Annotated in this window: 24 protein-coding genes; 10 read left to right on the top strand and 14 right to left on the bottom strand. The window is 60.2% G+C overall.

What is annotated here, in order from left to right; translation table 11 throughout:
• Positions 1 to 18: 18 nt before the first annotated feature.
• From AC2CGI_RS22420 to rfaD, 6 genes are read right to left on the bottom strand one after another with little or no spacing between them, the layout of a single operon-like run.
• Positions 19 to 996, bottom strand: coding sequence for a glycosyltransferase (locus AC2CGI_RS22420; protein ID WP_048326706.1), 978 nt, complete (start codon positions 994 to 996; stop codon positions 19 to 21).
• Entirely contained in the window at positions 993 to 2,234 is a 1,242-nt protein-coding gene (locus AC2CGI_RS22425) for an O-antigen ligase family protein (RefSeq protein ID WP_021504468.1), read from the bottom strand. Before AC2CGI_RS22425 ends, AC2CGI_RS22420 begins: the two co-directional genes overlap by 4 nt.
• Positions 2,235 to 2,262: 28 nt before the next feature.
• Entirely contained in the window at positions 2,263 to 3,429 is a 1,167-nt protein-coding gene (locus tag AC2CGI_RS22430) for a glycosyltransferase (RefSeq protein ID WP_021504467.1), read from the bottom strand.
• Positions 3,426 to 4,391, bottom strand: a complete 966-nt coding sequence (gene rfaC, locus AC2CGI_RS22435; RefSeq protein ID WP_004931160.1) for a lipopolysaccharide heptosyltransferase RfaC — start codon at positions 4,389 to 4,391, stop codon at positions 3,426 to 3,428. Before rfaC ends, AC2CGI_RS22430 begins: the two co-directional genes overlap by 4 nt.
• A 2-nt stretch (positions 4,392 to 4,393) precedes the next feature.
• On the bottom strand, positions 4,394 to 5,440 hold the full coding sequence (rfaF, locus tag AC2CGI_RS22440) for an ADP-heptose--LPS heptosyltransferase RfaF (RefSeq protein ID WP_076740164.1): 1,047 nt from the start codon (positions 5,438 to 5,440) through the stop codon (positions 4,394 to 4,396).
• A gap of 22 nt (positions 5,441 to 5,462) precedes the next feature.
• Positions 5,463 to 6,392 carry an ADP-glyceromanno-heptose 6-epimerase gene (gene rfaD, locus AC2CGI_RS22445; RefSeq protein ID WP_015379428.1) on the bottom strand — a complete coding sequence of 310 codons (930 nt, stop codon included), beginning with the start codon at positions 6,390 to 6,392 and terminating at the stop codon, positions 5,463 to 5,465.
• Positions 6,393 to 6,632: 240 nt separating this feature from the next.
• On the opposite strand from rfaD, the gene kbl reads away from it, so the two are divergent.
• Both kbl and tdh read left to right on the top strand, forming a co-directional pair.
• Positions 6,633 to 7,829: a glycine C-acetyltransferase gene (gene kbl / locus AC2CGI_RS22450; protein ID WP_004931154.1), complete on the top strand. Its 1,197-nt coding sequence runs from the start codon at positions 6,633 to 6,635 to the stop codon at positions 7,827 to 7,829.
• A gap of 9 nt (positions 7,830 to 7,838) precedes the next feature.
• A complete protein-coding gene (tdh, locus tag AC2CGI_RS22455) occupies positions 7,839 to 8,864 on the top strand; it encodes an L-threonine 3-dehydrogenase (RefSeq protein WP_015379427.1) in 1,026 nt (341 codons plus the stop codon).
• Between the two features lie 41 nt (positions 8,865 to 8,905).
• On the opposite strand, the gene AC2CGI_RS22460 is transcribed toward tdh, so the two are convergent.
• From AC2CGI_RS22460 to gpmM, 3 genes are read right to left on the bottom strand one after another with little or no spacing between them, the layout of a single operon-like run.
• Positions 8,906 to 9,859: a divergent polysaccharide deacetylase family protein gene (locus tag AC2CGI_RS22460; protein WP_015379426.1), complete on the bottom strand. Its 954-nt coding sequence runs from the start codon at positions 9,857 to 9,859 to the stop codon at positions 8,906 to 8,908.
• A 2-nt stretch (positions 9,860 to 9,861) separates the two neighbouring features.
• Complete coding sequence (envC, locus tag AC2CGI_RS22465) at positions 9,862 to 11,196, bottom strand: murein hydrolase activator EnvC (protein ID WP_028128084.1); 1,335 nt, start codon at positions 11,194 to 11,196, stop codon at positions 9,862 to 9,864.
• Positions 11,197 to 11,205: 9 nt separating this feature from the next.
• A complete protein-coding gene (gpmM, locus tag AC2CGI_RS22470) occupies positions 11,206 to 12,750 on the bottom strand; it encodes a 2,3-bisphosphoglycerate-independent phosphoglycerate mutase (protein ID WP_076740165.1) in 1,545 nt (514 codons plus the stop codon).
• A gap of 297 nt (positions 12,751 to 13,047) precedes the next feature.
• Between gpmM and AC2CGI_RS22475 the strand changes: the two genes are divergently transcribed.
• The 5 genes from AC2CGI_RS22475 (at position 13,048) to cysE (ending at position 16,234) form a co-directional block, all read left to right on the top strand.
• Positions 13,048 to 13,482 (top strand): rhodanese-like domain-containing protein, encoded by a 435-nt coding sequence (locus tag AC2CGI_RS22475; RefSeq protein ID WP_015379424.1) that lies wholly within the window; start codon positions 13,048 to 13,050, stop codon positions 13,480 to 13,482.
• Positions 13,483 to 13,510: 28 nt separating this feature from the next.
• A complete protein-coding gene (gene grxC, locus AC2CGI_RS22480; protein ID WP_076740166.1) occupies positions 13,511 to 13,759 on the top strand; it encodes a glutaredoxin 3 in 249 nt (82 codons plus the stop codon).
• A 57-nt stretch (positions 13,760 to 13,816) separates the two neighbouring features.
• Positions 13,817 to 14,287, top strand: a complete 471-nt coding sequence (secB, locus tag AC2CGI_RS22485) for a protein-export chaperone SecB (RefSeq protein WP_004931139.1) — start codon at positions 13,817 to 13,819, stop codon at positions 14,285 to 14,287.
• Positions 14,287 to 15,306 carry an NAD(P)H-dependent glycerol-3-phosphate dehydrogenase gene (gpsA, locus tag AC2CGI_RS22490; protein ID WP_021504463.1) on the top strand — a complete coding sequence of 340 codons (1,020 nt, stop codon included), beginning with the start codon at positions 14,287 to 14,289 and terminating at the stop codon, positions 15,304 to 15,306. Before secB ends, gpsA begins: the two co-directional genes overlap by 1 nt.
• A gap of 106 nt (positions 15,307 to 15,412) precedes the next feature.
• The gene (cysE, locus tag AC2CGI_RS22495; protein ID WP_004931135.1) at positions 15,413 to 16,234 is read left to right on the top strand and encodes a serine O-acetyltransferase; all 822 of its coding nucleotides are present in this window, start codon (positions 15,413 to 15,415) and stop codon (positions 16,232 to 16,234) included.
• A gap of 61 nt (positions 16,235 to 16,295) precedes the next feature.
• Here the strand turns inward: cysE and AC2CGI_RS22500 are convergent, their stop codons facing one another.
• The 5 genes from AC2CGI_RS22500 to cpxR all read right to left on the bottom strand — a co-directional run bounded on the left by AC2CGI_RS22500 (position 16,296) and on the right by cpxR (position 20,502).
• On the bottom strand, positions 16,296 to 16,967 hold the full coding sequence (locus AC2CGI_RS22500) for a DUF3313 domain-containing protein (protein ID WP_004931134.1): 672 nt from the start codon (positions 16,965 to 16,967) through the stop codon (positions 16,296 to 16,298).
• Positions 16,968 to 17,071: 104 nt separating this feature from the next.
• Complete coding sequence (locus AC2CGI_RS22505; protein WP_076740167.1) at positions 17,072 to 17,845, bottom strand: CHAD domain-containing protein; 774 nt, start codon at positions 17,843 to 17,845, stop codon at positions 17,072 to 17,074.
• Between the two features lie 50 nt (positions 17,846 to 17,895).
• Positions 17,896 to 18,369 carry a tRNA (uridine(34)/cytosine(34)/5-carboxymethylaminomethyluridine(34)-2'-O)-methyltransferase TrmL gene (gene trmL, locus AC2CGI_RS22510; protein ID WP_015379422.1) on the bottom strand — a complete coding sequence of 158 codons (474 nt, stop codon included), beginning with the start codon at positions 18,367 to 18,369 and terminating at the stop codon, positions 17,896 to 17,898.
• Positions 18,370 to 18,412: 43 nt separating this feature from the next.
• Positions 18,413 to 19,807: an envelope stress sensor histidine kinase CpxA gene (cpxA, locus tag AC2CGI_RS22515; protein WP_015379421.1), complete on the bottom strand. Its 1,395-nt coding sequence runs from the start codon at positions 19,805 to 19,807 to the stop codon at positions 18,413 to 18,415.
• Complete coding sequence (gene cpxR, locus AC2CGI_RS22520; RefSeq protein WP_004931124.1) at positions 19,804 to 20,502, bottom strand: envelope stress response regulator transcription factor CpxR; 699 nt, start codon at positions 20,500 to 20,502, stop codon at positions 19,804 to 19,806. The genes cpxA and cpxR overlap by 4 nt, the downstream gene beginning before the upstream one ends.
• A gap of 148 nt (positions 20,503 to 20,650) precedes the next feature.
• Here cpxR and cpxP point away from each other — a divergent pair, with 148 nt between their 5' ends.
• From cpxP to pfkA, 3 genes are all read left to right on the top strand, one after another.
• Positions 20,651 to 21,130: a cell-envelope stress modulator CpxP gene (gene cpxP, locus AC2CGI_RS22525; RefSeq protein ID WP_004931122.1), complete on the top strand. Its 480-nt coding sequence runs from the start codon at positions 20,651 to 20,653 to the stop codon at positions 21,128 to 21,130.
• A 132-nt stretch (positions 21,131 to 21,262) separates the two neighbouring features.
• A complete protein-coding gene (fieF, locus tag AC2CGI_RS22530) occupies positions 21,263 to 22,165 on the top strand; it encodes a CDF family cation-efflux transporter FieF (RefSeq protein WP_015379420.1) in 903 nt (300 codons plus the stop codon).
• Positions 22,166 to 22,396: 231 nt separating this feature from the next.
• Positions 22,397 to 23,359, top strand: a complete 963-nt coding sequence (gene pfkA, locus AC2CGI_RS22535; protein ID WP_004931116.1) for a 6-phosphofructokinase — start codon at positions 22,397 to 22,399, stop codon at positions 23,357 to 23,359.
• The last annotated feature ends 108 nt before the right edge of the window (positions 23,360 to 23,467 follow it).

Here is a 23,467-nt window from a genome sequence, read left to right on the forward strand (position 1 = left end):
GCCGCCCGGCCGATGCGATTAGTGCGGCCTGCGCCCGCGCAGCTTCGAAAGAAAGGTATCTACTCGCGCATAGCGCATCTGGCGGACTTTTTTGCCCGGCACGTCGCTGTTGCGGCAGACAGCGGCGGCGCGGCGCAGGATATGCAGCGTTGCCGGTGCGTAATGGTAATAGCCGTATACCGCCTTCGACATGCTTTTCACCTCGGAAAAGCAGTTGGCCAGCATCAGGGCGGCTAACCGGCGCAGCGGCTCATCCCCGGGATGCTGCGCCACAAAACGCAGCATCTTCTCCATGGCGAACAGCAGATCTTCAATATCTTTGGGTTTGATATTGCGGGTGATGCCCTGGCTGTTGTCCCGATAGAAGTAGAGTTCGCAGTCAAGATGGGCGATGCGGCGAGTTTTGAAATACTGAAAAGGCGTGAAAATCACGTCTTCGTAGCGCCTGCCGTCTTCGAACGCCTCCCCTTCCAGCAGCGTGCGTTTATATACCCGGCTCCAGAGATGCCACATCGAACGTGCAAACAGCGGTTGCAGGCAGCCGAGCCCCAACTGTGAAAAGTCGTAGGCTACGGGCTGCGCCGCGCGGTTATCCGGTGTCGACGGATGTTCGGTGAACTTCTGATAATTAAAATCGATCAGGTCATATTCACCGGCGATCAGCAGGGGGCGCAGGATCGCCAGATAGTCGTCGCTCAGCAGATCGTCTCCGTCGAGAAAGGTGATATAGCGCCCGGTGGCCTGCTGTAGGCCGACGTTGCGGGCGTGCGCAATGCCGCCGTTGGCCTGCGAAGTAAGGACCGCGCGCGGGTGCCGCCGCTGCGCCAGATAGTGGCTGACCAGCGCCCCTGACGCATCGGTAGAGCCATCGTCGATGATCACCACTTCGATATCGTCGCTAATCTGTACAAATAACGAATCCAGCGCAGCGATAACGAACGCTTCATTATTATAAAACGGCACGATAACGCTGAGCAGCGGTGGCTGTGTCTTCACGCGGTTTGCTCCTGAGCGGAAGGCTGTTTCGCCACAGAGAGCACGGCGGCGATCAGCGCCAGACAGAACATGACGGTGCCTTCCGTGCTGAAGAAGATGACGTCGCTCAGGCCGTAAACGAACAGGCTGGCGCTGACGCTCAGCAGTAACGCGTTGCGCTGCGGCCGGAACGAAGAGCAGAACAGGCCGATATACAGCGCCAGCAGCAGCAGTACGCCCCAGACGCCCTTGAGCGAGTAGGTTTCCAGCAGTTCGTTGTGCAGGTGGACGTTGATGTAGGGCATGACGCCGTACAGATGTGGCTGCTGCGCGACGATGGCGCGGATCTCTTCACCGCGTTGTTCGGCGGATTGGCCCCAAGGCGCTTGTGAACCGGTACGCCATGCCAGCGTTTGCATCGACAGCCGGGAAATGATCGAGTTATCTATCTCAGGTTTATCGATCAGTTGCATGTTGGTTTTGAAGTCGGCAATGCGTTGTTCAATCTGCGCTTTAAAGACGAATCCGCAGATGAGTAGCAATAATGGCACCGAGGAGACCAGCAAAAACTTGTGTTTTCTGGATACCAGATGCTTGGTCGCCAGCAGCGACAGACAAACCGCCACCGGGTAAACCAACATGGCCGCGCGCGTGCCGGTGAGCACCAGCGCAGAGAAGGACAGCAGGAACGCCGCAATGTACAACACCAGACGGTAGCGGGTGCGCAGCATCAGGATGGCTTGCATCATCACCAGATCGATGGCGGTCATCAGGTAGGCAACGACCGTGGCGCGATCGAAGTTGAGCTCCACGCGCGGAATATCCAGCCGCAGCCCCTGATAGAGTGAATAACCGTTGACCGCCAGACCGGTAATGAGGGCCACGACAACGAGCAGGCGCTGCACGCACAACCGCTCATTAAGCGCAATCAGCAGGATGAAGGCGGTTGCCAGTTGGAGTTTACCGGTCGACATATAAGAGCGGTAAATGTTGATGTATTCACCCGGCTGTTTGAAGTGGTGCATCCAGAGGATGGTCCCCATGCCGACGCTGAACATCAGCGCCGGCAACAGCAGATTTTTAACGTTGCTGAGGTAATAGCGCGGATACAGGCAAACGGCGATAAAGGCGATGTAGCTGGAAACATAAAACAGATTGCGTCCGGTCGCGGAACCGAAAGGAATGGTGCAAAAAGCGATGGCGCACCCCAGATAGATTAAATAGCTGAAGGCAGGGTGCGGTGTTCTGTGTTTTAACATTGGGCGTGTTTTCCGGCTCACGTTTTAATTAAGCGATGAAGGAGCGCAGCGTGTCGTCGAACTCAACTTTGAACTGAGCATAGTTGAAATGCTCCGCAGGATAGCGCTGCGCATTTCGGCTCAGAGTCTGGTAGGTTTCTCGCTCCAGCAATTTCTCAACGGCATCCGCACAGTCGATATGCGACAGCAGCTTGGGCGCCACCAGGCTGTCGGTCTGCGGATCGTAGACCTCATGCGGGAAGTCGACCTCGATATCGGTGAGCTGCCGGTGTTGTTCGATGGTGACCGACGGCGTCAGGCCAAGGCCGCAGACCCCGTCCCTGACCGCTTCCGGCTGGCCGTCGACCTGCGGGAAGATGACCGGCACGCCGAAATAGAGCGATTCCATGCAGGACAAGCCGAACGGCTCGGTGATCGGCGTGCTCATGTAGATGTGCGTGCGATTGAAGAAGCCGGCGACGTCATCCTGATAACCGCTGAAGGTGACGCGATCGCCGAGCTGAAGCCGTGCCGCCAGCGCCTCGAACGCCGCGCGATCCGGCCCTTTGCCGGCCACTTCCAGCGTGACGTCATGCCCGCGCCGCAGCAGTTCCTGCATCATCAATAATGAAACGCTGATGCCTTTCAGGCTGACCAGGCGTGAGGCAGTGCCGATCCTGACCGGCTGCGACAGCGTTTTCGGCGCAGCGTCGATCCCCGCCGGCGTCTTGATGCGGTTGATCACCACGTGATTTGGGCAAGGCAGATTAAAGCGCAGCTCCATCACCCGCTTCGACGCGTGTGAGGCGGAAATCACGCCGTCCAGCATGGCGAAGAAACGCAGCGTCTTTTTATTCTTGGGGTAACGCCAGGAGCAGCCGTGATCGTAGTAAACCAGCTTGCCGCGCTTGGGTTTGGCCGCCAGCCCCGGCACCAGGTCCCAGACGATCACCACGTCGGCGTTCGCCCGTTCAATTTTCCATTTCAGCAAAAATTTGCGCAGGAACTGCGGGCAACGCAACGGCAACGCATTGATCAGGCGGTTGGCGAAGGTGACGGGCTGATGCGCCGGCAACTGGCGGCGGATCTCTTCGCCAATGTCGCCGCTGATGCACAGGACCTGGTTGCTGCCGTCGGTGGTATCGTTGATGTACTGCAGGAACAGGCGCTCGACGCCGCCCATTTTACCCAGGTTGATAATGTGCAGTTTTTTCATGCTATAACCTTTTGCAGCGCCTGCCATGCCGTATCGGCGTCGATTGTCGCCATGCTTTTTTCCGGCGAAATCAGCGAGTGCTGATTTTGCCCGTAACCGCCGATCAGGCCGGGATCGGTCGGCCCGAACAGCGTGATGTTCGGTTTGTCGAGCGCGGCGGTCAAATGGCTGAGCCCGGTGTCGACCGAGATCACTCCCCTGGCGCCGGCCAGCACCTCGGCCACCTGCTGCAGGCTGAGTTTCGGCAGCACCTCGACATGTGGAAAACCTTCCGCCAAGCGCAGCGCGCGCTGATGTTCATGCTCTGCGCCCCACGGCAGTTTGATCTTCAGCCCGCTGTCCGCCGCCAGCGCGATCAGCTCACGCCAGTTTTGCTCCGGCCAATGCTTATCGTCACGGGTCGTCGCGTGCAGAAACACCAAATACTGCCCGGCATCGGCCGGCGGGCGGCTGAGAAAGCGTGCGGCGATGGCGTAATCGCCGTAGCTGCCCGGTTTATCGTAGCCGAGGCTTTTGGCGAACAGTTCGCGCGTGCGTTCCACCGCGTGCTGCTGTTTGTCTACCTCATGGCGCACATTGTAGAACCAGCTGGCGAACGGCTCGCGCGCGCTCTTGCAGTCCGGGCCATGTTTGTTGCCTTTAGCGATGCGCGTGATCAGCGCGGCGCTTTTGATCAGGCCCTGCGCGTCGATCACCACGTCGTAACGGCGTTCTTGCAGCGCGCGCTTGAAGTCGCAGCGCTGTTGCCGAGTATCGTTGCCGAACCAGTTTTTTCGCCAGCGGCGAATGGCCACCGGGATCACGCGATCTACCGCCGGGTGCCAGGTGGGGATTTGGCTGAAGCCTTCTTCCACCACCCAGTCGAAGCGGATATCGGGAATGGCCTGCAGCGCGTCGGTCAGGGCGGGCAGCGTATGCAGCACGTCCCCCATCGAGGAGGTTTTTACAATTAACACCTGCATGACTATTCCTCGCTGGCGACAAGTAACGGCGTCAGCGCATCCAACACTTGCTGCGGCTGAATATCGATCAAACTTTGGTGGTATCCCTGCTCGGCATCGCCCTTACGCACCTTGTGGTAGCCGCTGATCAGGCGAATGACCCGCGCCTTGTCGGAAAGCGGCGGTGTGAAGTCGGGGCTGCTTGGCCCGTACAAGGCTATCAGCGGTTTGTTCAACGCTGCGGCAACGTGCATTAAACCGGAGTCGTTGCTGACCACCGCCCGGCAGGCTGCGATCAGGATAACTGCTTGCTCCAGCTGGGTTTTCCCGGCCAGATTAAGGCAGAAATCGCGCGCGTCTTCCTGCAATGCGGCGCGGATCTGTTCGCCGGCCTCATGGTCTTTCGCCGAACCGAACAGCGCGATTTGATAGCCGCTCTCGATCAGCCGCTGAGCCAGCGCCGCGTAGTGATAGTGCGGCCAGCGCTTGGCGGGGCCGAACTCCGCGCCTGGGCAGAAGCCGACGATCGGGCGGCTGTCGGTCAGGTTGAAGGCCGCGGTGGTGTCGGCGATCTCTTCGTCGCTCACCCGCAGCTGCGGCCACAGCAGTGGCTGCGGCAGATCGTCGGCGCGCTGAACGCGGCCTTTGTCATAGGCCAGCGCCACATAGCGCTGCACCATCAGCGGGAAAGCGGCCTTGTCGAGCACGCGGACGTCGTTCAGCAGGCCGTAGCGCATTTCGCCCCGCCAGCCGGTGCGCTGCGGGATATCGGCGAAGAAAGGCACCAGCGCGGATTTGAACGAGTTGGGCAGAACGTAAGCGCGATCGTAACGGTTGGCGCGCAGAGCGCGCCCCAGGCGGCGGCGCTCGCCGAGCCCCAGCGCGCCGTGGCCCAGCGGCATCGCCAGCGCCTGATTGACTTCCGGCATGCGCGCCAGCAACGGGCGACACCAGGCCGGCGCCATCACATCGATCTCCGCCGACGGGTATTCGACCTTCAGGGTGCGATAGAGACTTTGCGACATCATCATGTCGCCAACCCAAGAAGGGCCGATAACCAGTATTTTCATACCCAGCGTTAATTCCTTCAGCTTATGCGGTGCGGTTCAACCAGGCCATGTACTCTTTCACGCCTTCGGCGACCGTTTTGAACGGTGCGTCGTAGCCGGCCGCGCGCAGCTTGGTCAGATCGGCCTGGGTGTACGCCTGATAGCGGCCTTTCAGCTTCTCCGGGAACTCGATGTATTCCACAGCGCCTTTCTGGTGGAAGTCCACCACCGCGTCGGCTACCGCCTGGAAGGTTTCCGCTCGGCCGGTGCCGCAGTTGAAGATGCCGGATTTGCCGGTTTCCCAGAACCACAGGTTAACCGCCGCCACGTCGCCGACGTAGATGAAGTCACGCTTGAAGTTTTCGCTGCCGGCGAACAGTTTCGGGTTTTCGCCGCGGTTGATCTGGGTATTCAGGTGGAAGGCGACGCTGGCCATGCTGCCTTTGTGGCCTTCGCGCGGGCCATAAACGTTGAAGTAGCGGAAGCCGCAGATCTGCGAGTCCGCTTCCGGCAGGATCTCGCGCACGTATTGATCGAACAGGAATTTGGAGTAGCCGTAAACGTTGAGCGGCGCTTCATACTCACGCTCTTCGATGAACTCTTCGCGGCCGCCGTAAGTGGCGGCGGAGGAGGCATACAAGAACGGGATTTCGCGATCCAGGCAGTAGTGCAGCAGGTCTTTGGAGTACTGATAGTTATTGTCCATCATGTACTTGCCGTCCCACTCGGTGGTCGCGGAGCAGGCGCCTTCGTGGAACACCGCTTCGATCTCGCCCAGATCGTCGCCGGCCACGATGCTGGCGATAAAGTCTTCTTTATCGATATAGTCGGCGATATCCAGATCGACCAGGTTGACGAACTTGGTGCCGTCTTTCAGGTTATCCACCACCAGGATATCGCGATATCCCTTGTCGTTCAGTGCCTTAATGATGTTGCTGCCGATCATGCCGGCGCCGCCTGTGACGATAATCATTGGGTTACCCCTGCTAAGCTGCCTGGCGGGGCACAATGCCCCACGCTCAATGGCGGTTATAATAGCATTTCATGCCGCGGCAAACAGCGGAAGGGCTCCGAATATCCCGCATTGCCATTGAAGTCCGCCGTTTGCCGTGATATCTGCTGCAATTTTAATATTCTCTCCCGCGCATTCTCGTCAGTTTGGTTACAAATCAGTAAAATATGCCGCAAATAGCCCAATCCTGGAGATAACCGAATGTCAGCGTCTTTTTATCAGCAGTTGGAACAACAGCTTGCCGCCACGCGCAGTGAAGGGCTGTTCAAGGAAGAACGCATCATCACCTCCGCGCAACAGGCGGATATCGCCGTCGCCGACGGCAGCCATGTGATCAACTTCTGCGCCAATAACTACCTGGGCCTGGCCAACCACCCGGCGCTGATCGCCGCCGCCAAGTCGGGCATGGACAGCCACGGTTTCGGCATGGCGTCGGTGCGCTTCATCTGCGGCACCCAGGACAGCCACAAGCAGCTGGAACAGAAACTGGCGGCCTTTTTGGGCATGGAAGACGCGATCCTGTACTCCTCTTGCTTCGACGCCAACGGCGGGCTGTTCGAAACCCTGCTCGGCCCGGAAGACGCCATTATCTCCGATGCGCTGAACCACGCGTCGATCATCGACGGCGTGCGCCTGTGCAAGGCCAAGCGTTATCGCTATGCCAATAACGACATGACCGAGCTGGCCGCGCAGCTGAAGCAGGCCAAAGCCGACGGCGCGCGTCACATCCTGATCGCCACCGACGGCGTCTTCTCGATGGACGGCGTGATCGCCAACCTGAAAGGGGTTTGCGATCTGGCGGACGAATACCAGGCGTTGGTGATGGTGGATGACTCTCACGCGGTGGGCTTTGTCGGCGCCAACGGGCGCGGCACCCATGAATACTGCGAAGTGATGGGCCGCGTCGATATCATCACCGGTACGTTAGGCAAAGCGCTGGGCGGCGCGTCCGGCGGCTACACCGCCGCCAAGAAAGAAGTGGTGGAGTGGCTGCGCCAGCGTTCGCGCCCGTACCTGTTCTCCAACTCGCTGGCGCCGGCGATCGTCGCCGCGTCGATCAAAGTGCTGGAACTGCTGGAAGAGGGCGATGCCCTGCGCGATCGCCTGTGGGCCAATGCGCGTCTGTTCCGCGAAAAAATGACCGCCGCCGGCTTCACGTTGGCCGGCGCCGATCACGCCATCATCCCGGTGATGCTGGGTGAGGCGAAGTTGGCGCAGGAATTCGCCAATGCGTTGCTCAAGGAAGGCATCTATGTGACCGGTTTCTTCTATCCGGTGGTGCCGAAAGGCCAGGCGCGCATCCGCACCCAGATGTCCGCCGACCACACCCCGGAGCAAATCGAACGCGCAGTGGCGGCGTTTACACGTATCGGTAAGGATCTTGGCGTTATTGCATAAGGTAAAACCATGAAAGCACTGTCAAAACTGAAAGCGGAAGAAGGGATTTGGATGACCGACGTGCCTCAGCCGGAGCTGGGCCACAACGACATCATGATCAAAATCCGCAAAACCGCGATCTGCGGCACCGATGTGCATATCTACAACTGGGACGAGTGGTCGCAAAAAACCATTCCGGTTCCGATGGTGGTCGGCCATGAATACGTGGGCGAAGTGGTGGCGATCGGTCAGGAAGTCAAAGGCTTCAACATCGGCGATCGCGTGTCCGGCGAAGGCCACATCACCTGCGGCCACTGCCGCAACTGCCGCGGCGGCCGCACGCACCTGTGCCGCAACACCGTCGGCGTGGGCGTGAACCGCCCGGGCAGCTTCGCGGAATACCTGGTGATCCCGGCGTTCAACGCCTTCAAGATCCCGGATAACATCTCCGATGAACTGGCTTCGATCTTTGATCCGTTCGGTAACGCGGTGCATACCGCGCTGTCGTTCGATCTGGTCGGGGAAGACGTGCTGGTGTCCGGCGCCGGCCCGATCGGCATTATGGCGGCGGCGGTGTGCAAACACGTCGGCGCCCGCCATGTGGTGATCACCGACGTTAACGAATACCGCCTGGAACTGGCGCGCAAAATGGGCGTGACCCGTGCGGTGAACGTCAGCAAGGAAAACCTCAGCGACGTGATGGCCGAACTGGGCATGACCGAAGGGTTCGACGTCGGCCTGGAAATGTCCGGCGCGCCGCCGGCGTTCCGCACGCTGCTCAATGCGATGAACCACGGCGGGCGTATCGCCATGCTGGGCATTCCGCCTTCGGATATGTCGATCGACTGGAATCAGGTCATCTTCAAAGGGCTGTTTATCAAAGGGATTTACGGCCGCGAAATGTTCGAAACCTGGTACAAGATGGCGGCGCTGATCCAGTCCGGTCTGGATTTGACCCCGATCATCACCCACCGTTTCTCGATCGACGAGTACCAGCAGGGCTTCGACGCCATGCGCTCCGGCAAATCGGGCAAAGTGGTGCTGAGCTGGGATTGATCTCGGCAGGCGTGAAAAGGGCCGGAATTCCGGCCCTTTTTTTATGCTTGCGGTTTGGTTTGTGTCCAGTGCTGCCAATGACGCTTGATGAAGGTCACCGGCGGCGAGGTGGCAATGCTGTCGGCGATAACGCCCAGCGCGGTGCCGGCGTTGGCTTTTTCCTTCGGCGGTTTGACCTTGCACTGCTTGATGCCGCCGCTGAACGGGTTCTTCGGCTGCGGTTTTTGCGGTTTGACCGGCGGCGGAACGTAGCTGCCACCGCCGTTGCCCTGCGGTTCGTTCAGCAGCGCGCTCGGTTTGACCAGCACGATATCGGCGGGCAGCGACGGCAGCATCTGCTGCAGCACTTTCACCGTCGCCGGGCGCGGGTGGCCGATGGCGATGGCGGAACCGTTGCGCCGCGCCAATTCGACCGCGCGGTTGAACTGGCGGCGGATATCGGCTTCGTTCGCGGTATCGTCGAGGAACACCCTGCGTTTGATCACTTTCACGCCGGTGCCGGCCGCGGCGCGGGTCGCCTGGCTGCTGCCGATGGTCATGCTGTCGAGGAAATACAGACGATAGCTTTCGAGCGCCTGCATCACTTTCTGCATGCCCGGCAGGCTGGAGGTCATGGCGCTGCCCATGTGGTTGTTCATGCCGACCGCGTAGGGCACGTTGTTCACCGCGTTGCGGATGATGCGCTGGATCTCGTCGCTGCTCATGGAAGGCTGCAGGGTATCGCGTTCCAGCGGCTGCTTGCTGAGCGGCGCCATCGGCATGTGGATCAAGACTTCGCGGCCCTGGCTGTGGGCGCGGGTGGCCATCAGGCGGGCATGCGGCGCGTTGGGCAAGACTGCGACCGAGATCGCCGTCGGCATTTGCAGCACCGCGTTTTCTTCGTGAGGGCGGTAGCCCACGTCATCGATGACGATGGAGAGTTTTCCTGCCTGCGCAGCGTAAACCTGCAGCAGACAGCCGATTAACAAAGCTGTACGGGTTTTGACATAACGCAAATCTATCTTCCCAACCACGGCAGTGGGTTAACCGCCTGTCCCTGACGACGGATTTCGAAATAGAGCGACGGCGTTCCCTGGCCGCCGCTGGTGCCGACCAGAGCGATCGGCTGGCCAGCGCGCACCTGCGCCCCGACGTTGACCAACGCGCTTTGGTTGTAGCCGTACACGCTCATGTCGCCTTTACCGTGTTCGACCACCACCATCAGGCCATAGCCTTGCAGCCAGTCGGCCAGCAGCACGCGGCCATCGGCGACGGCTTTCACTTCGCTGCCTTCGCGGGCTTCGATCACCATGCCTTTCCAGCGTAGCTCGCCCTGCTGCTGCTCGCCAAAGCCGTGCAGCGTGCGGCCGCGCACCGGCCACATCAGCTGGCCGGCCGGACGACCGAGGCCGCCGGTTCGCGCCATCAGCGAGCGATCGGCTTCGCTAGGTTTGTAGGTGGTGCCGGTTTTCTTCGCCTGCTGTTCCTTGATGCGCACCTGTTCGCGCACCTTGGCCGCTTCACGCGCTTCGCGTTCGGCGCGCGCACGGGCTTCGCGCTCCGCTCGGGCGATCTTGTCGCGCATGCGGGCTTCGTTTTGGCGCAGTTCCACCAGGCGTTGTTGGTCTTTTTCCAGCGAGGCTTCCAGCGCGGTCAGCGTTTTCTTGCGGGCGCCGCGCGCCTGCTCCAGCTTCTGCTGCTGCGTCTGTTGTTCGCTCAGTAAGGATTTTTGCTGGCCCTGTTTGGCCACCAGCGTGGTTTTTTGCTTCGCCAGCTCGGCGCGGGTCTGTTTCAGCTCTTCGATGGTTTTCTGGCGCGCTTCGTTCAGATAACCGAAATAGGCCAGAATACGTTCGCTGCGCTGGCTTTCTTCACCGCTGAGGATCAGCTGCACGGCGCTGTGCTGCCCTTGCCGGAAGGCGGCGTCGAGCTGTTTGGCGAGGAGGTTTTGCTGGGTCGATTGCTGTTTTTGCAGCTTGGCGATCGAGGCGTTCAGGCCGGAAATGTCCTTGCCCAACTGGGTGAGCGTGCCCTGGGTGTCGCGCAACTGGCGGCTGGCCTGGGCGATGGTTTTTTCCTGCTGCCGCAGCTGATCCTGCAGCGAGCTGCGCTGCTGTTGCTGCTGCTTCACCGCTTTTTCTTTCTCGGCGATGCTCTGCTGGATGTCTTTCAGCTGGGATTTATTGTCTTCCGCCGCCTGGCCGGCGAGCGGCAACAGCAAGACGCCAGCGCAAAATACGCTGGCGCACATGGCGGTGAACGTCCTTGGCGCGGTGCGTTCAGGCAGCGGCCGGCTGCCTGCGTTTGCGCTTCGGGTTACCCTTGATAGTGCAAAAAACGCCTTCTCCCTCATGGAGAAGGATTATTCCACGATGAACAGCGGCTTACCAGTCATCTCTTGCGGGATTTCCATTCCCATCAGCGTTAACAGGGTTGGCGCGATGTCCGAAAGCTTGCCGCCTTCGACCGCGCGCGCCGGTTTGCCGACGTAAATCAGCGGCACCGGCAGGCTGGTGTGGGCGGTGTGCGCCTGGCCGGTGGCCGGATCGCGCATCTGCTCGGCGTTGCCGTGATCGGCGGTGATCAGCAGTTGGCCGTCGACGTCGCGCACCGCGTCAACCACCTGAGCGATGCAGGCGTCCAGCGTTTCCACCGCTTTGACCGCCGCTTCATACACGCCGGTATGCCCCACCATGTCGCCGTTCGGGTAGTTGCAGATGATGGCGTCGTATTTGCCGCTGCGGATGGCGCTCAGCAGCTTGTCGGTCAGCTCGGCGGCGCTCATCTCCGGCTGCAGATCATAGGTGGCGACCTGTGGCGAGTTGACCAGCACGCGGTCTTCGCCCTTGAACGGCGCTTCCACGCCGCCGTTATAGAAGAAGGTGACGTGGGCGTATTTTTCGGTTTCCGAGATGCGCAACTGGGTTTTGTCGTGCTTCATCAACCATTCGCCGAAGGTGTTGGCCAGCGGCGCCGGCGGATAGGCGCAGGCGGTCGCGATGTCGGCGGCGTATTCGGTCAGCATCACGAAATCGCCGAACTGCACCTGCTTGGCGCGCGGGAAACCGTCGAAGTCGGCGTTCACGAAAGCGCGGGTGATCTGGCGCGCGCGGTCGGCGCGGAAGTTCATGAAGATCAACGCGTCGCCGTCCTGCATTGCGGCATCGGCCTCACCGGCGGCGCGGATCACGGTCGGTCTGACGAACTCGTCGTTTTCACCGCGCTGATAAGCAGCCTGCAGGCCGGTGATCGCATCCTCGGCCACGGCATCGCCTTTGGCTGTGGTCAGCAGGTCATAGGCCAGCTGCACGCGATCCCAGCGGTTGTCGCGGTCCATCGCGTAGTAGCGGCCGATCAGCGAGGCGATGCGCCCGACGCCCAATGCGGCGAAGGCGTCGCGGCAGCGTTGCAGCGGGGCTTCGGCGCTGCGCGGCGGCGTGTCGCGCCCATCAAGGAAGGCATGCAGATAAATGGCTTTGGCGCCGCGTTGGGCGGCCAGCTTGATCATGGCCAGGATGTGCTCGTCATGGCTGTGCACGCCGCCCGGCGACAGCAGACCCATGATATGCACCGCCTTGCCGGCCGTTACGGCCTTATCGACGGCGGCGGTCAGCACCGGGTTGGTGAAGAAGTCGCCGTCGGCGATCGCTTTGTCCAGCCGGGTCAGATCCTGGTACACGATGCGCCCGGCGCCCAGATTGACGTGGCCGACTTCGGAGTTGCCCATTTGCCCATCGGGCAGGCCGACATCCAGCCCGGAGGCGGCGATCAGCGTATGCGGCTGCTCCCGCCACAGACGATCCATCACCGGGGTGCCGGCGTTCAGGATCGCGTTGTCCTGTCGCTCTTCACGGTGGCCGTAACCGTCCAGGATCACCAGGACCATCGGTTTTTTGTTGTTCGACATTGCATTGACCTCTTATGAACTTTTTAAGCTGCGAATAGCCATGCGCCCGCCGCAAGCATGGCTATTCGCCCTCGAAAAACCGGCTGATTTTACACCGCCGCCGGCGATAAATAGCCCAAAGAGATCAAGGTTGCGGCGAATCGCGCGGGCTTTTATGCTCTGACCTCGGGAATTTCTCAGCGCAGCCCGCAGTTTCTACAATCGCGCTTGCTTATTGGCTGTATTTGCCGCACTCGGCAGGTATACTCTGGAACCTTGACTTATTTATCCCTTAACTGACGGGAGTTGTTACACCCCATGCTGCAAGAAATTATGCCATTCGTAAGCAGACACCCTATTCTGAGCCTGGCTTGGATCGCTCTGCTGGTCGCCGTGATCGTCATGACCTTCAAAAGCCGTTTCTCCAAGGTCAAAGAGATCGCCCGCGGTGAAGCCATTCGCCTGATCAACAAAGAAGAAGCCGTGGTGGTCGACACCCGCAGCCGCGACGATTTCCGCCGTGGTCACCTGGCCAACGCCATCAACCTGACCGCCAGCGAAATCAAAAACGGCAGCCTGGGCGAGCTGGAAAAACACAAAGCGCAGCCGATCATCGTCGTGTGCGCTAACGGCACCGCCTCCCGCGAGCCGGCGGAGAACCTGAGCAAGGCCGGTTTTGAAAAGGTGACGATGCTGAAAGACGGCATTGCCGGCTGGAGCGGAGAAAACCTGCCGCTGGTGCGCGGTAAGTAACCGTTTAACCTATTTGAGGTGGCAATCCATGGCTAACATTGATATCTACACCAAAGCGACCTGCCCGTTCTGCCATCGCGCCAAGGCGCTGTTGAACAGCAAGGGCGCGGCGTTTAACGAGATCGCCATCGACGGCGATAGCGCCAAGCGCGAAGTGATGATCGAGCGCAGCGGGCGCACCACCGTGCCGCAGATTTTCATCGACAGCCGGCATATCGGCGGCTGCGATGATTTATATGAACTCGATGCTCGCGGCGGCCTGGATCCGCTGCTTTAAGCAGCTTGCCGGTTCACCGAGTGTCAATAAGGACGTTTAACCAAGGGTATTACTCACATGTCAGAACAAAACAGCACCGAAATGGCTTTCCAGATCCAACGTATCTATACCAAGGATATCTCCTTCGAAGCGCCGAACGCGCCGCAGGTTTTCCAGCAGGAATGGCAGCCGGAAGTTAAACTTGATCTGGATACCGCGTCCAGCCAGCTGGCTGACGAAGTGTATGAAGTGGTACTGCGCGTAACCGTGACGGCGACCCTGGGCGAAGAGACTGCGTTCCTGTGCGAAGTGCAGCAGGCTGGCATCTTCTCGGTAGCAGGCATTGAAGGCACGCAGCTGGCGCATTGCCTGGGTGCATACTGCCCGAACATCCTGTTCCCGTATGCGCGCGAGTGCATCACCAGCCTGGTTTCCCGCGGCACCTTCCCGCAGCTGAATCTGGCACCGGTCAACTTTGACGCGCTGTTCATGAACTATCTGCAGCAGCAGGCGGAAGGCGAAGGTGCCGCACCACATCAGGATGCCTGATGAACACCGTCAATGCTTCAATGACTGTTATCGGTGCCGGCTCGTACGGCACCGCATTGGCCATTACGCTGGCGCGTAACGGCCATCCCGTGGTGTTGTGGGGACATAACCCCGCGCAAATTCAAACGTTGCAGCGCGATCGCTGCAATCAGGCGTTTCTGCCTGACGTTCCCTTCCCCGATACCCTGCTGCTCGAAGCCGATTTGGCGCGTGCGCTGGCCGCCAGCCGCGACGTGCTGGTGGTGGTGCCGAGCCACGTGTTCGGCGACGTGCTGCGCCAGCTGAAGCCGCATCTGCGCCCGGATGCCCGCATCGTGTGGGCCACCAAAGGGTTGGAAGCGGAAACCGGCCGCTTGCTGCAGGACGTGGCGCGTGAGGCGTTGGGCGAGGCGATCCCGCTGGCGGTGCTCTCCGGGCCGACGTTCGCCAAAGAGCTGGCCGCCGGCCTGCCGACGGCGATCGCGCTGGCGGCGACCGATGCGCAGTTCGCCGACGATCTGCAACAGCTGCTGCACTGCGGCAAGAGTTTCCGCGTCTACAGCAATCCCGACTTCATCGGTGTGCAGCTTGGCGGCGCAGTGAAGAACGTGATCGCCATCGGCGCCGGCATGTCCGACGGCATCGGTTTCGGCGCCAATGCCCGTACCGCGTTGATTACGCGCGGGCTGGCGGAAATGAGCCGTCTGGGTTCTGCGCTGGGCGCCGATCCCTCGACGTTCATGGGCATGGCGGGGCTGGGGGATCTGGTGCTAACCTGCACGGACAACCAGTCGCGCAACCGTCGCTTCGGCATTATGCTGGGGCAGGGTAAAGGCGTGCAGGAAGCGCAGGACAGTATCGGTCAGGTGGTCGAGGGCTATCGCAATACCAAAGAGGTGTTGGCGTTGGCGCAGCGGCACGGTGTGGAAATGCCGATCACCGAACAGATTTATCAGGTGCTTTACTGCCACAAGGACGCCCGCGAAGCGGCGCTGAGCCTGCTGGGGCGAGCCCGAAAGGACGAAAAACCCAGCGCGTGACATAAAACGATATGTCGGGGCAGCTGAATGCTGACCCCGCAAATGACCTGGGCCGCTTCGCGCTACCGTGTGAAGCGGCCCGTTTGGCAAGGTAAAGGGGTATGTGATGTCGTCAGAAGAGTTGGAACAGGTCTGGAACAGCATTAAATCAGAAGCGCGAGCACTGGCTGATTGTGAACCGATGCTGGCCAGCTTTTTCCATGCGACGTTGCTCAAGCACGAGAACCTGGGCAGCGCGCTCAGCTATATGCTGGCCAACAAGCTGGCCACGCCGATCATGCCCGCCATCGCGGTGCGTGAGGTGGTGGAAGAGGCCTACAAGTCTGACAACCAGATGATCGTTTCGGCGGCGCGCGATATCCTCGCGGTGCGCCTGCGCGACCCGGCGGTCGATAAATACTCCACGCCGCTGCTTTACCTGAAGGGGTTCCATGCGCTGCAGGCTTACCGCATCGGCCACTGGCTGTGGCAGCAAGGGCGGCAGGCGCTGGCTATCTACCTGCAAAATCAAATTTCCGTCGCCTTCGGCGTAGACATCCACCCGGCGGCGACCATCGGTTGCGGCATCATGCTCGACCACGCCACCGGCATCGTGATCGGTGAAACGGCGGTGGTGGAGAACAACGTTTCTATCCTGCAGTCGGTCACCCTGGGCGGTACCGGTAAAACCAGCGGCGACCGTCACCCGAAAATCCGTGAAGGGGTGATGATTGGCGCAGGCGCCAAAATTCTCGGCAATATCGAAGTGGGCAAGGGCGCGAAGATCGGCGCGGGCTCGGTGGTCTTGCAGGCGATACCGCCGCACACCACCGCCGCCGGCGTGCCGGCGCGCATCGTCGGGCGGCCGGAGAGCGATACGCCGTCGATGGATATGGACCAATACTTCAACGGCACCAACCACGGCTTCGAGTACGGCGACGGCATCTAAGCCGTGGTTGCGGGTTCATTCAGGGGGAGCTTCGGCTCCCCCTGTGTTTTTCAGGCGGCGGTCAGCCCTGTTTCGGGAACGTGACGATGTCGTTGACCATGTCATCGATCGCCGCTTTAACTTCTTGTTCCGTGACTGGCGCACTGTCGTTGTTGACGGTTTTGCCGTAACTCTTGCGCACCACTTCCAGCACCGTTTTACCGCTATCCTGATCGATCAACTGCGCTTCCAGGAACAGCGTGGTGTTTTGCGTCCGGTGGCCAGTGGCGGCCATGGTGCTGGCCACCACGGCCGCTACCGGCACCACTTCATAGAATTTCATATCCTCATCTTCGGCAGACACGGCGGTAATCGCGACTTTGGCCAACAGCACGCGGGAACCTGTCGGGTTATTCAAAACGGTAGTGCGCTCGGCCACCGCTTTTCTCACGCTTTGGTCGGTATAGTTTCTAATTTTGTCCAGCGTTTGTTGGCTGACGCGGGCGGTGGGTTTAGCCGCCGGGTAATAAACCACGGGAGCGACATACACGCCGCGATAATTCGACTCTTTAAAGGTGGGATCGATCCAACGCAGCGTTTTATGGCCGCTTGGCGAGCTGGTTTCCTGCAGCTTGCTGTAGTCCGGTAGGAACCCCGAATATTGATTCGTTTGGGTGACTTTGGACGAGCAGCCCGCCAGCAACAGGCCCGCCGCCAGAACCGCCATGGCAACGCTCAAACGTTGTTTCTTCATATGGTTTCCTATGATGAGTGGTGATTACCCTTACAAAACATAGCGCATTATCTGCGCCTCATCGGGCTTTTTCGGGGCCGGGCGTGCCCTGCTGCGGCCTTTTTTCAGGATCGTGATGCGCCGCCGGTTTTCGCCGCCAGTGCCGGTGATAAGGCGGCGAGCAAGGCGTCCGCGCTGACCAGCGCCTGGCGTTGCTCAGCTTGCCACCGGGGCAACAAGGGCCAGAGATCCGCCTGATGTTCGGCTTGCAGGCACCAAACCTCCCGGTCGTGCCAATCACCGAGGGCGTTCTGCGCCGCTTTCAGGCTCGCCATCGCGGCGGGGGAGAGGGGAAGGCGCTGCGGATAGGCTTCAGCCGCGTAACGCAGGCGTTTTATCAGCAGCCGCAGGCGGTGGCGATCGTAGCCGGTATCGGCCAATGCCCGGCGCAATTGCCGTTGTTGGCGCTGCAGGCGTCGGTTCACACGGTGTTTGGCAGCGCGTTGCGCGCTGCGGCGAAAGCGGCGCGGCCAGGCGTGCAAAAGCGAGGGAAAGCCGATGAGCTGCGGATGGGTGAGCAGTTGACGGTAGCGGGCCTGAAATTCGCTCTGGCGCACGTTAGCCTGCCAATCGAGGCGATGGCGCGCCAGTTCGGCGATCAGCACCTCGAGATCGCGCAGCGGCGTCGTGAGCCTGCCCAATTCGGCGGCGGCCCGATCGAGCCGGGTTGCGCCGGGGCAGCCGCGTAACGGGCGCAGCAGGCTGCGAATGCGGCGCAGACAGACGCGCAAGTCGTGCAGCGCTTCGCTGTCTTGCGCCTGTTGCAGCCGCAACAGCGCCTCGTTCAGCGCCGGTTCGAGCCGGCGAAGCTGGGTGACAATCTCTGCGACGAAAGCCATATGCCGTGCCTGGAAAGGATGACTCTTCCAGTATGGCGCGACGTCGCGGATTACGCCTTGATCAGCGCACCGGCATAGCCCAGCTGCCGCCAGGCTTCATACACCACCACCGATACGGCATTCGACAGGTTCATGCTGCGGCTTTGCGCCTGCATCGGGATGCGGATTTTTTGCTGCGCGGGCAGCGCATCGAGGATGTCGGCAGGCAACCCGCGCGTTTCCGGGCCGAACAGCAGGTAGTCGCCGGCCTGGTAGCTGACGGCGCTGTGCGCCGGCGTGCCTTTGGTGGTGAGGGCAAACAGCCGCTGCGGGTTTTCGGCGGCGAGAAAGGCGGCGTAATCGGCATGGCGGCTGACGCGGGTGAACTCATGATAGTCCAGCCCGGCGCGGCGCAGGCGTTTGTCGTCCCACGGGAAACCCAGCGGTTCGATCAGGTGCAGATTAAAGCCGGTATTGGCGCACAGGCGGATGATATTGCCGGTATTGGGTGGAATTTCGGGTTCAAATAAAACGATGTTCAGCATGTTGCAGGCCCCTCGTGAACGAGGGGCGCAGGATAGCAAACTCTTACTGTTCTGTCTTAGACGATAGGCGTTGATGATGCAGCGGCAGCCACAGCACCAGCCGCAGACCGCCAAGCGGGCTGTCTTCGGCCTTCACCCAGCCGCGATGCTGATTGACCGCCGCCTCGACGATAGCCAGGCCAAGGCCGGTGCCGCCGGACTCACGGTCGCGCGCCTCATCGGTGCGGTAGAACGGACGGAAGATCTGCTCGCGGTCTTCGGCGCTGACGCCGGGGCCGTCGTCGTCAACCTGGATAGTCACGCCCTGATTGTCGGCGCTGAACGCCACGGCGATGCGGGTGTGCGAATAACGCAGGGCGTTGCGCACGATGTTTTCCAACGCGCTGTCCAGCGCGCTCGCGTTGCCGAACAGCGTCCACGGACCGGGCGGCGCAGCGATCTCCAGCTGCTTGCCCATCTGTTCGGCTTCGAAACGGGCGTTATCCAGCACGTCGGCCCACAGTTCGTTGGCCTTCAACTGCTCGCGCGCCAGCTCGCCCTTCTGCTGCCCGCGCGACAGCGCCAGCAGATCGTTGATCATCGAATCCAGCCGTTGCGCTTCGGTTTCGATGCGCGCCAGCTCGTGGCCTTCGCCGTGGCGGCGGCGCATCAGCGCGGTGGCCAGCTGCAGGCGAGTCAGCGGCGTGCGCAGCTCGTGCGAGATGTCCGAGATCAAGCGTTGCTGGGCGTTCATCATGCGTTCCAGCGCGCTGACCATCTGGTTGAAGCTGGCGCCGGTGGCCAGAAATTCCTGCGGGCCGGCCTCCAGTTCCGGATGCTGCTTCAGGTTGCCGCGCGCCACGTCATCGGCGGCGTTCTTCAGCTTGCGCGCCGGTTTCGCCAGGCTCCAGGCCAGCCACAGCAGCAGCGGGGCGCTGATCAGCATGGTGACGATCAGCAGCAGCAGCGGCCGGTCGAACATCAGGTTGATGAAATCGGATTGCGGGCTGTTGGCGGGGCGGATCAGGTACAGCTGGTAGTTGTCTTCGCCGTCGCGCACCGCGAACGGCCCGACCAGTTCGACGCGGCCGTACTTTTTCTTCTTCGGATGATCCGAATTGTCGGATTGGCCGATGAAGTTGCGGACGATCTGCATTTCATTGCGCTGCGCGCCGATCACCCGGCCTTCGCTGGTGACCAGCAGCAGGCGTTGGCCCGGCGGCGCCCATTTGTCGATGGCGCGGAACAGGCGGCGCCACCACATCAGATCGTTGGCCGGATCGTTTTGCAACTCGGCCTCGACGTGCTGTTCCAGCATCAACCCCTGCCGCTGCTCGCTGTCGAGCAGCGAGGTCATTTGGCGGGAGTCGAGCTTGGGCACCATCAGCACCAGCATTAGCACCAGGGCTAACGTGAACCAGAAAATGGCGAAGATGCGTGCCGTCAAACTGTTGATCATGTTGCAGATACCATCAAATAACCACGCCCGCGCAGGGTTTTGAACCACGGATGCCCGTCTTTGCGATCCGGCAGCTTACGCCGCAGGTTGGAGATATGCATGTCGATGGCGCGATCGAACGGAGTCAGGCGTTTGCCCAGCACTTCCTGGCTCAGCAGTTCGCGCGACACCACCTGGCCGAGATGTTGCGCCAGCAGATACAGCAGGGTGAACTCGGTGCCGGTCAGATCCAGCACCTGGCCGTCGAAGCTGGCCTCCTGGCGGCCGGGGTTCAGCTGCAGGCCATCGACATCCAGCGTCGGGGCGCCGCTGTCGACCTGCTGCTGCTGTTCGCTCCAGTTGGAACGGCGCAGAATGGCGCGAATGCGCGCGACCAGTTCGCGATCGTTGAAGGGTTTCGGCAGGTAATCATCGGCGCCCAGCTCCAGGCCCAACACGCGGTCCAGTTCGCTGCCGCGCGCGGTCAGCATGATGACCGGCGTCTGGTGATGTTGGCGCAGTTCTTTCAGCGTATCGATGCCGTTTTTCTTCGGCATCATGATGTCGAGCAGCAGCAGATCGACGGAGCTGTCCAGCAGCGACAACGCCTGCTCGCCATCGTGCGCGACGACGATATTAAAACCTTCCATTTCAAGCAGTTCTTTTAACAGCGAGGTCAACTCGCGGTCGTCGTCAACTAACAGAATCTTGTTCATTATGATTTACCTCCAGACGCAAAATACGTCATCAACTGTTGCCATTCCATGACTTTACGTAGTTTTACATGCACTGACGCAGGTTTTCAGGTGCGGCGGTACACTGCTCCTCGTTGATTCGCAAAGTGAGAAAGCTTGAGGAGTTGAAATGCGTAAGGTGACCGCATTAGTTATGGCATCACTGCTGGCAATTGGTTCGACCGCTGCCTTCGCTGCCGACACTATACCGGACACAGCCCAACCTCCCGGCAACGACGCGATGACCCGAATACCCGGCCAGCACCATATGTTCGACGGTGTCAGCCTCAGCGAACAGCAGCGCCAGCAAATGCGCGATTTGATGCGCCAGGCCCGGCACGATCTGCCTGGTGTCAATGTAGCTGAAATGGAAGCCATGCATAAACTGGTGACCGCAGAGAAATTTGATGAAGCCGCCGTGTACGCCCAGGCGGAAAAGATGGCCCAACAGCAGGTCAAGCGCCAGGTGGAAATGGCCCGGGTGCGCAACCAAATGTATAACCTGCTGACGCCAGAGCAAAAAAGTGTTTTAGACCAGAAACATCAGCAGCGCATGCAGCAGATGGAGCAACAAATTTCTGGTTTGCAGCAAGCTTCTGCCCAGAAGTGAAGTACGACTGAGTAGTCCCCTGTTTTTCCTTGCCATAGACACCATCCCTGTCTTCCCCGCCATGATGGCGGGGTTTTTTTTATCCGACATTTCGCTATATTGAGCGCCATACCTTTTGACCGGGATCCCTCAATGGAACAGCGCTATGCACGCCTGGTAAAGTCCGCTGCGTTGGCCGCTACCGCGCTGGCGTCGTCGCTGTTGCTGATCAAAATCGTCGCCTGGTACCAGACCGGTTCTGTCAGCCTGCTGGCGGCGCTGGTGGATTCGCTGGTCGATATCGCCGCCTCGCTGACCAACCTGCTGGTGGTGCGCTATTCGCTGCAGCCTGCCGATGCCGAGCACACCTTTGGCCACGGCAAAGCGGAGTCGCTGGCGGCGCTGGCGCAAAGCATGTTTATTTCCGGTTCCGCCCTGTTTCTGTTTCTCACCGGCTTCCAGCATCTGTATGCACCGCAAACGCTGCGCGATCCCGGCGTTGGGGTCGTCGTGACGGTGATCGCGTTAGTCAGCACCCTGATGCTGGTCACCTATCAACGCTGGGTGGTCAGAAAAACGCGCAGCCAGGCCGTGCGCGCAGATATGCTGCATTATCAGTCAGATGTCATGATGAATGGTGCTATTCTTATCGCTCTTGGGCTAAGCTGGTACGGCTTCCAACGGGCGGATGCGTTGTTCGCGCTGGGCATCGGCGTTTACATCCTCTATAGCGCGCTGCGCATGGGCTATGAAGCGGTGCAGTCGCTGTTGGATCGGGCGTTGCCGGATGACGAGCGCCAGGCGATTATCGCCGTGGTTTCCTCCTGGCCCGGGGTGAAAGGCGCACACGATCTGCGCACGCGGCAGTCGGGGCCGACGCGTTTCATCCAGCTGCATCTGGAGATGGAGGACACGCTGCCGCTGCGCGAGGCGCACCGGTTGGCCGATCAGGTGGAACAAGCCCTGCGGCAACGTTTTGCGGGGGCGGATGTCATCATTCACCTGGATCCGTGCTCCGTGGTGCCGCCGGGTAGGCAGGGGCATTGGGAGCTATAATCATATAGAGGCATAGCGCAACGTATTATCATGAATATCTGAGTTAGCTCAGCGTGCCATGCGGTGTTTTAACCGTTATATTGCGTGACTTGAATCAATTCAGCTGGGTGTTTTTGATATAATATCCAGCAATAAGCCATAAAGCTGGTTTTCTGCAGCCGGAGAGGTTTCAAGACGATCGGCGGAGACAGAATTCTTAAGAAATTGCATCTACACAGTTCAGAGGTAGTCATGATCAAGAAAATCGGTGTACTGACGAGCGGCGGTGATTCGCCGGGTATGAACGCTGCAATCCGCGGCGTTGTGCGTTCTGCGCTTTCAGAAGGTCTGGAAGTTTTTGGTATTTACGATGGCTACCTTGGCTTGTACGAAGATCGCATGGAGCAGCTGGACCGCTATAGCGTGTCCGACATGATCAATCGCGGCGGCACCTTCCTTGGTTCGGCCCGCTTCCCGGAGTTCAGGGATGAAAACGTGCGTGCCAAGGCGATTGAAAACCTGAAGAATCGCGGCATCGACGCGCTGGTGGTGATCGGCGGCGACGGTTCCTACATGGGCGCCAAACGCCTGACGGAAGAAGGTTTCCCGTGCATCGGTCTGCCGGGCACCATCGATAACGATGTCGCCGGCACCGACTACACCATCGGTTACTTCACCGCGCTGGAAACCGTGGTGGAAGCGATCGACCGCCTGCGCGATACCTCCTCGTCGCACCAGCGTATCTCCATCGTGGAAGTGATGGGCCGTTACTGCGGCGATCTGACGCTGGCGGCGGCGATTGCCGGCGGCTGCGAATTTATCGTGCTGCCTGAAATCGAATTCAACCGCGAAGATCTGGTGTGCGAAATCAAGGCCGGCATCGCCAAAGGCAAAAAACACGCCATCGTGGCGATCACCGAGCACATCTGCGATATCGATGAGCTGGCGCGCCACATTGAGCAGGAAACCAAGCGTGAAACCCGCGCCACCGTGCTGGGCCACATTCAGCGCGGCGGTTCGCCGGTCGCCTATGACCGCATCCTGGCCTCGCGCATGGGCGCCTACGCCATCGAACTGCTGCTGCAGGGGTACGGCGGCCGCTGCGTCGGTATCCAGAACGAAAAAATGGTGCACCACGACATCATCGACGCGATCGAAAACATGAAGCGTCCGTTCAAGGGCGACTGGCTGGAAACGGCAAAAAAGCTGTACTGATACGCCACTTACCGCACGACAAAAAAGCCTCCGCTCTCGGGGGCTTTTTTATGCTCGCCGGTGACATATTCCAGAATCATCTATCCAAAAATTTTTTATTCTTTAGTT

Source organism: Serratia sp. LSHTC3 (genome assembly GCF_057197125.1).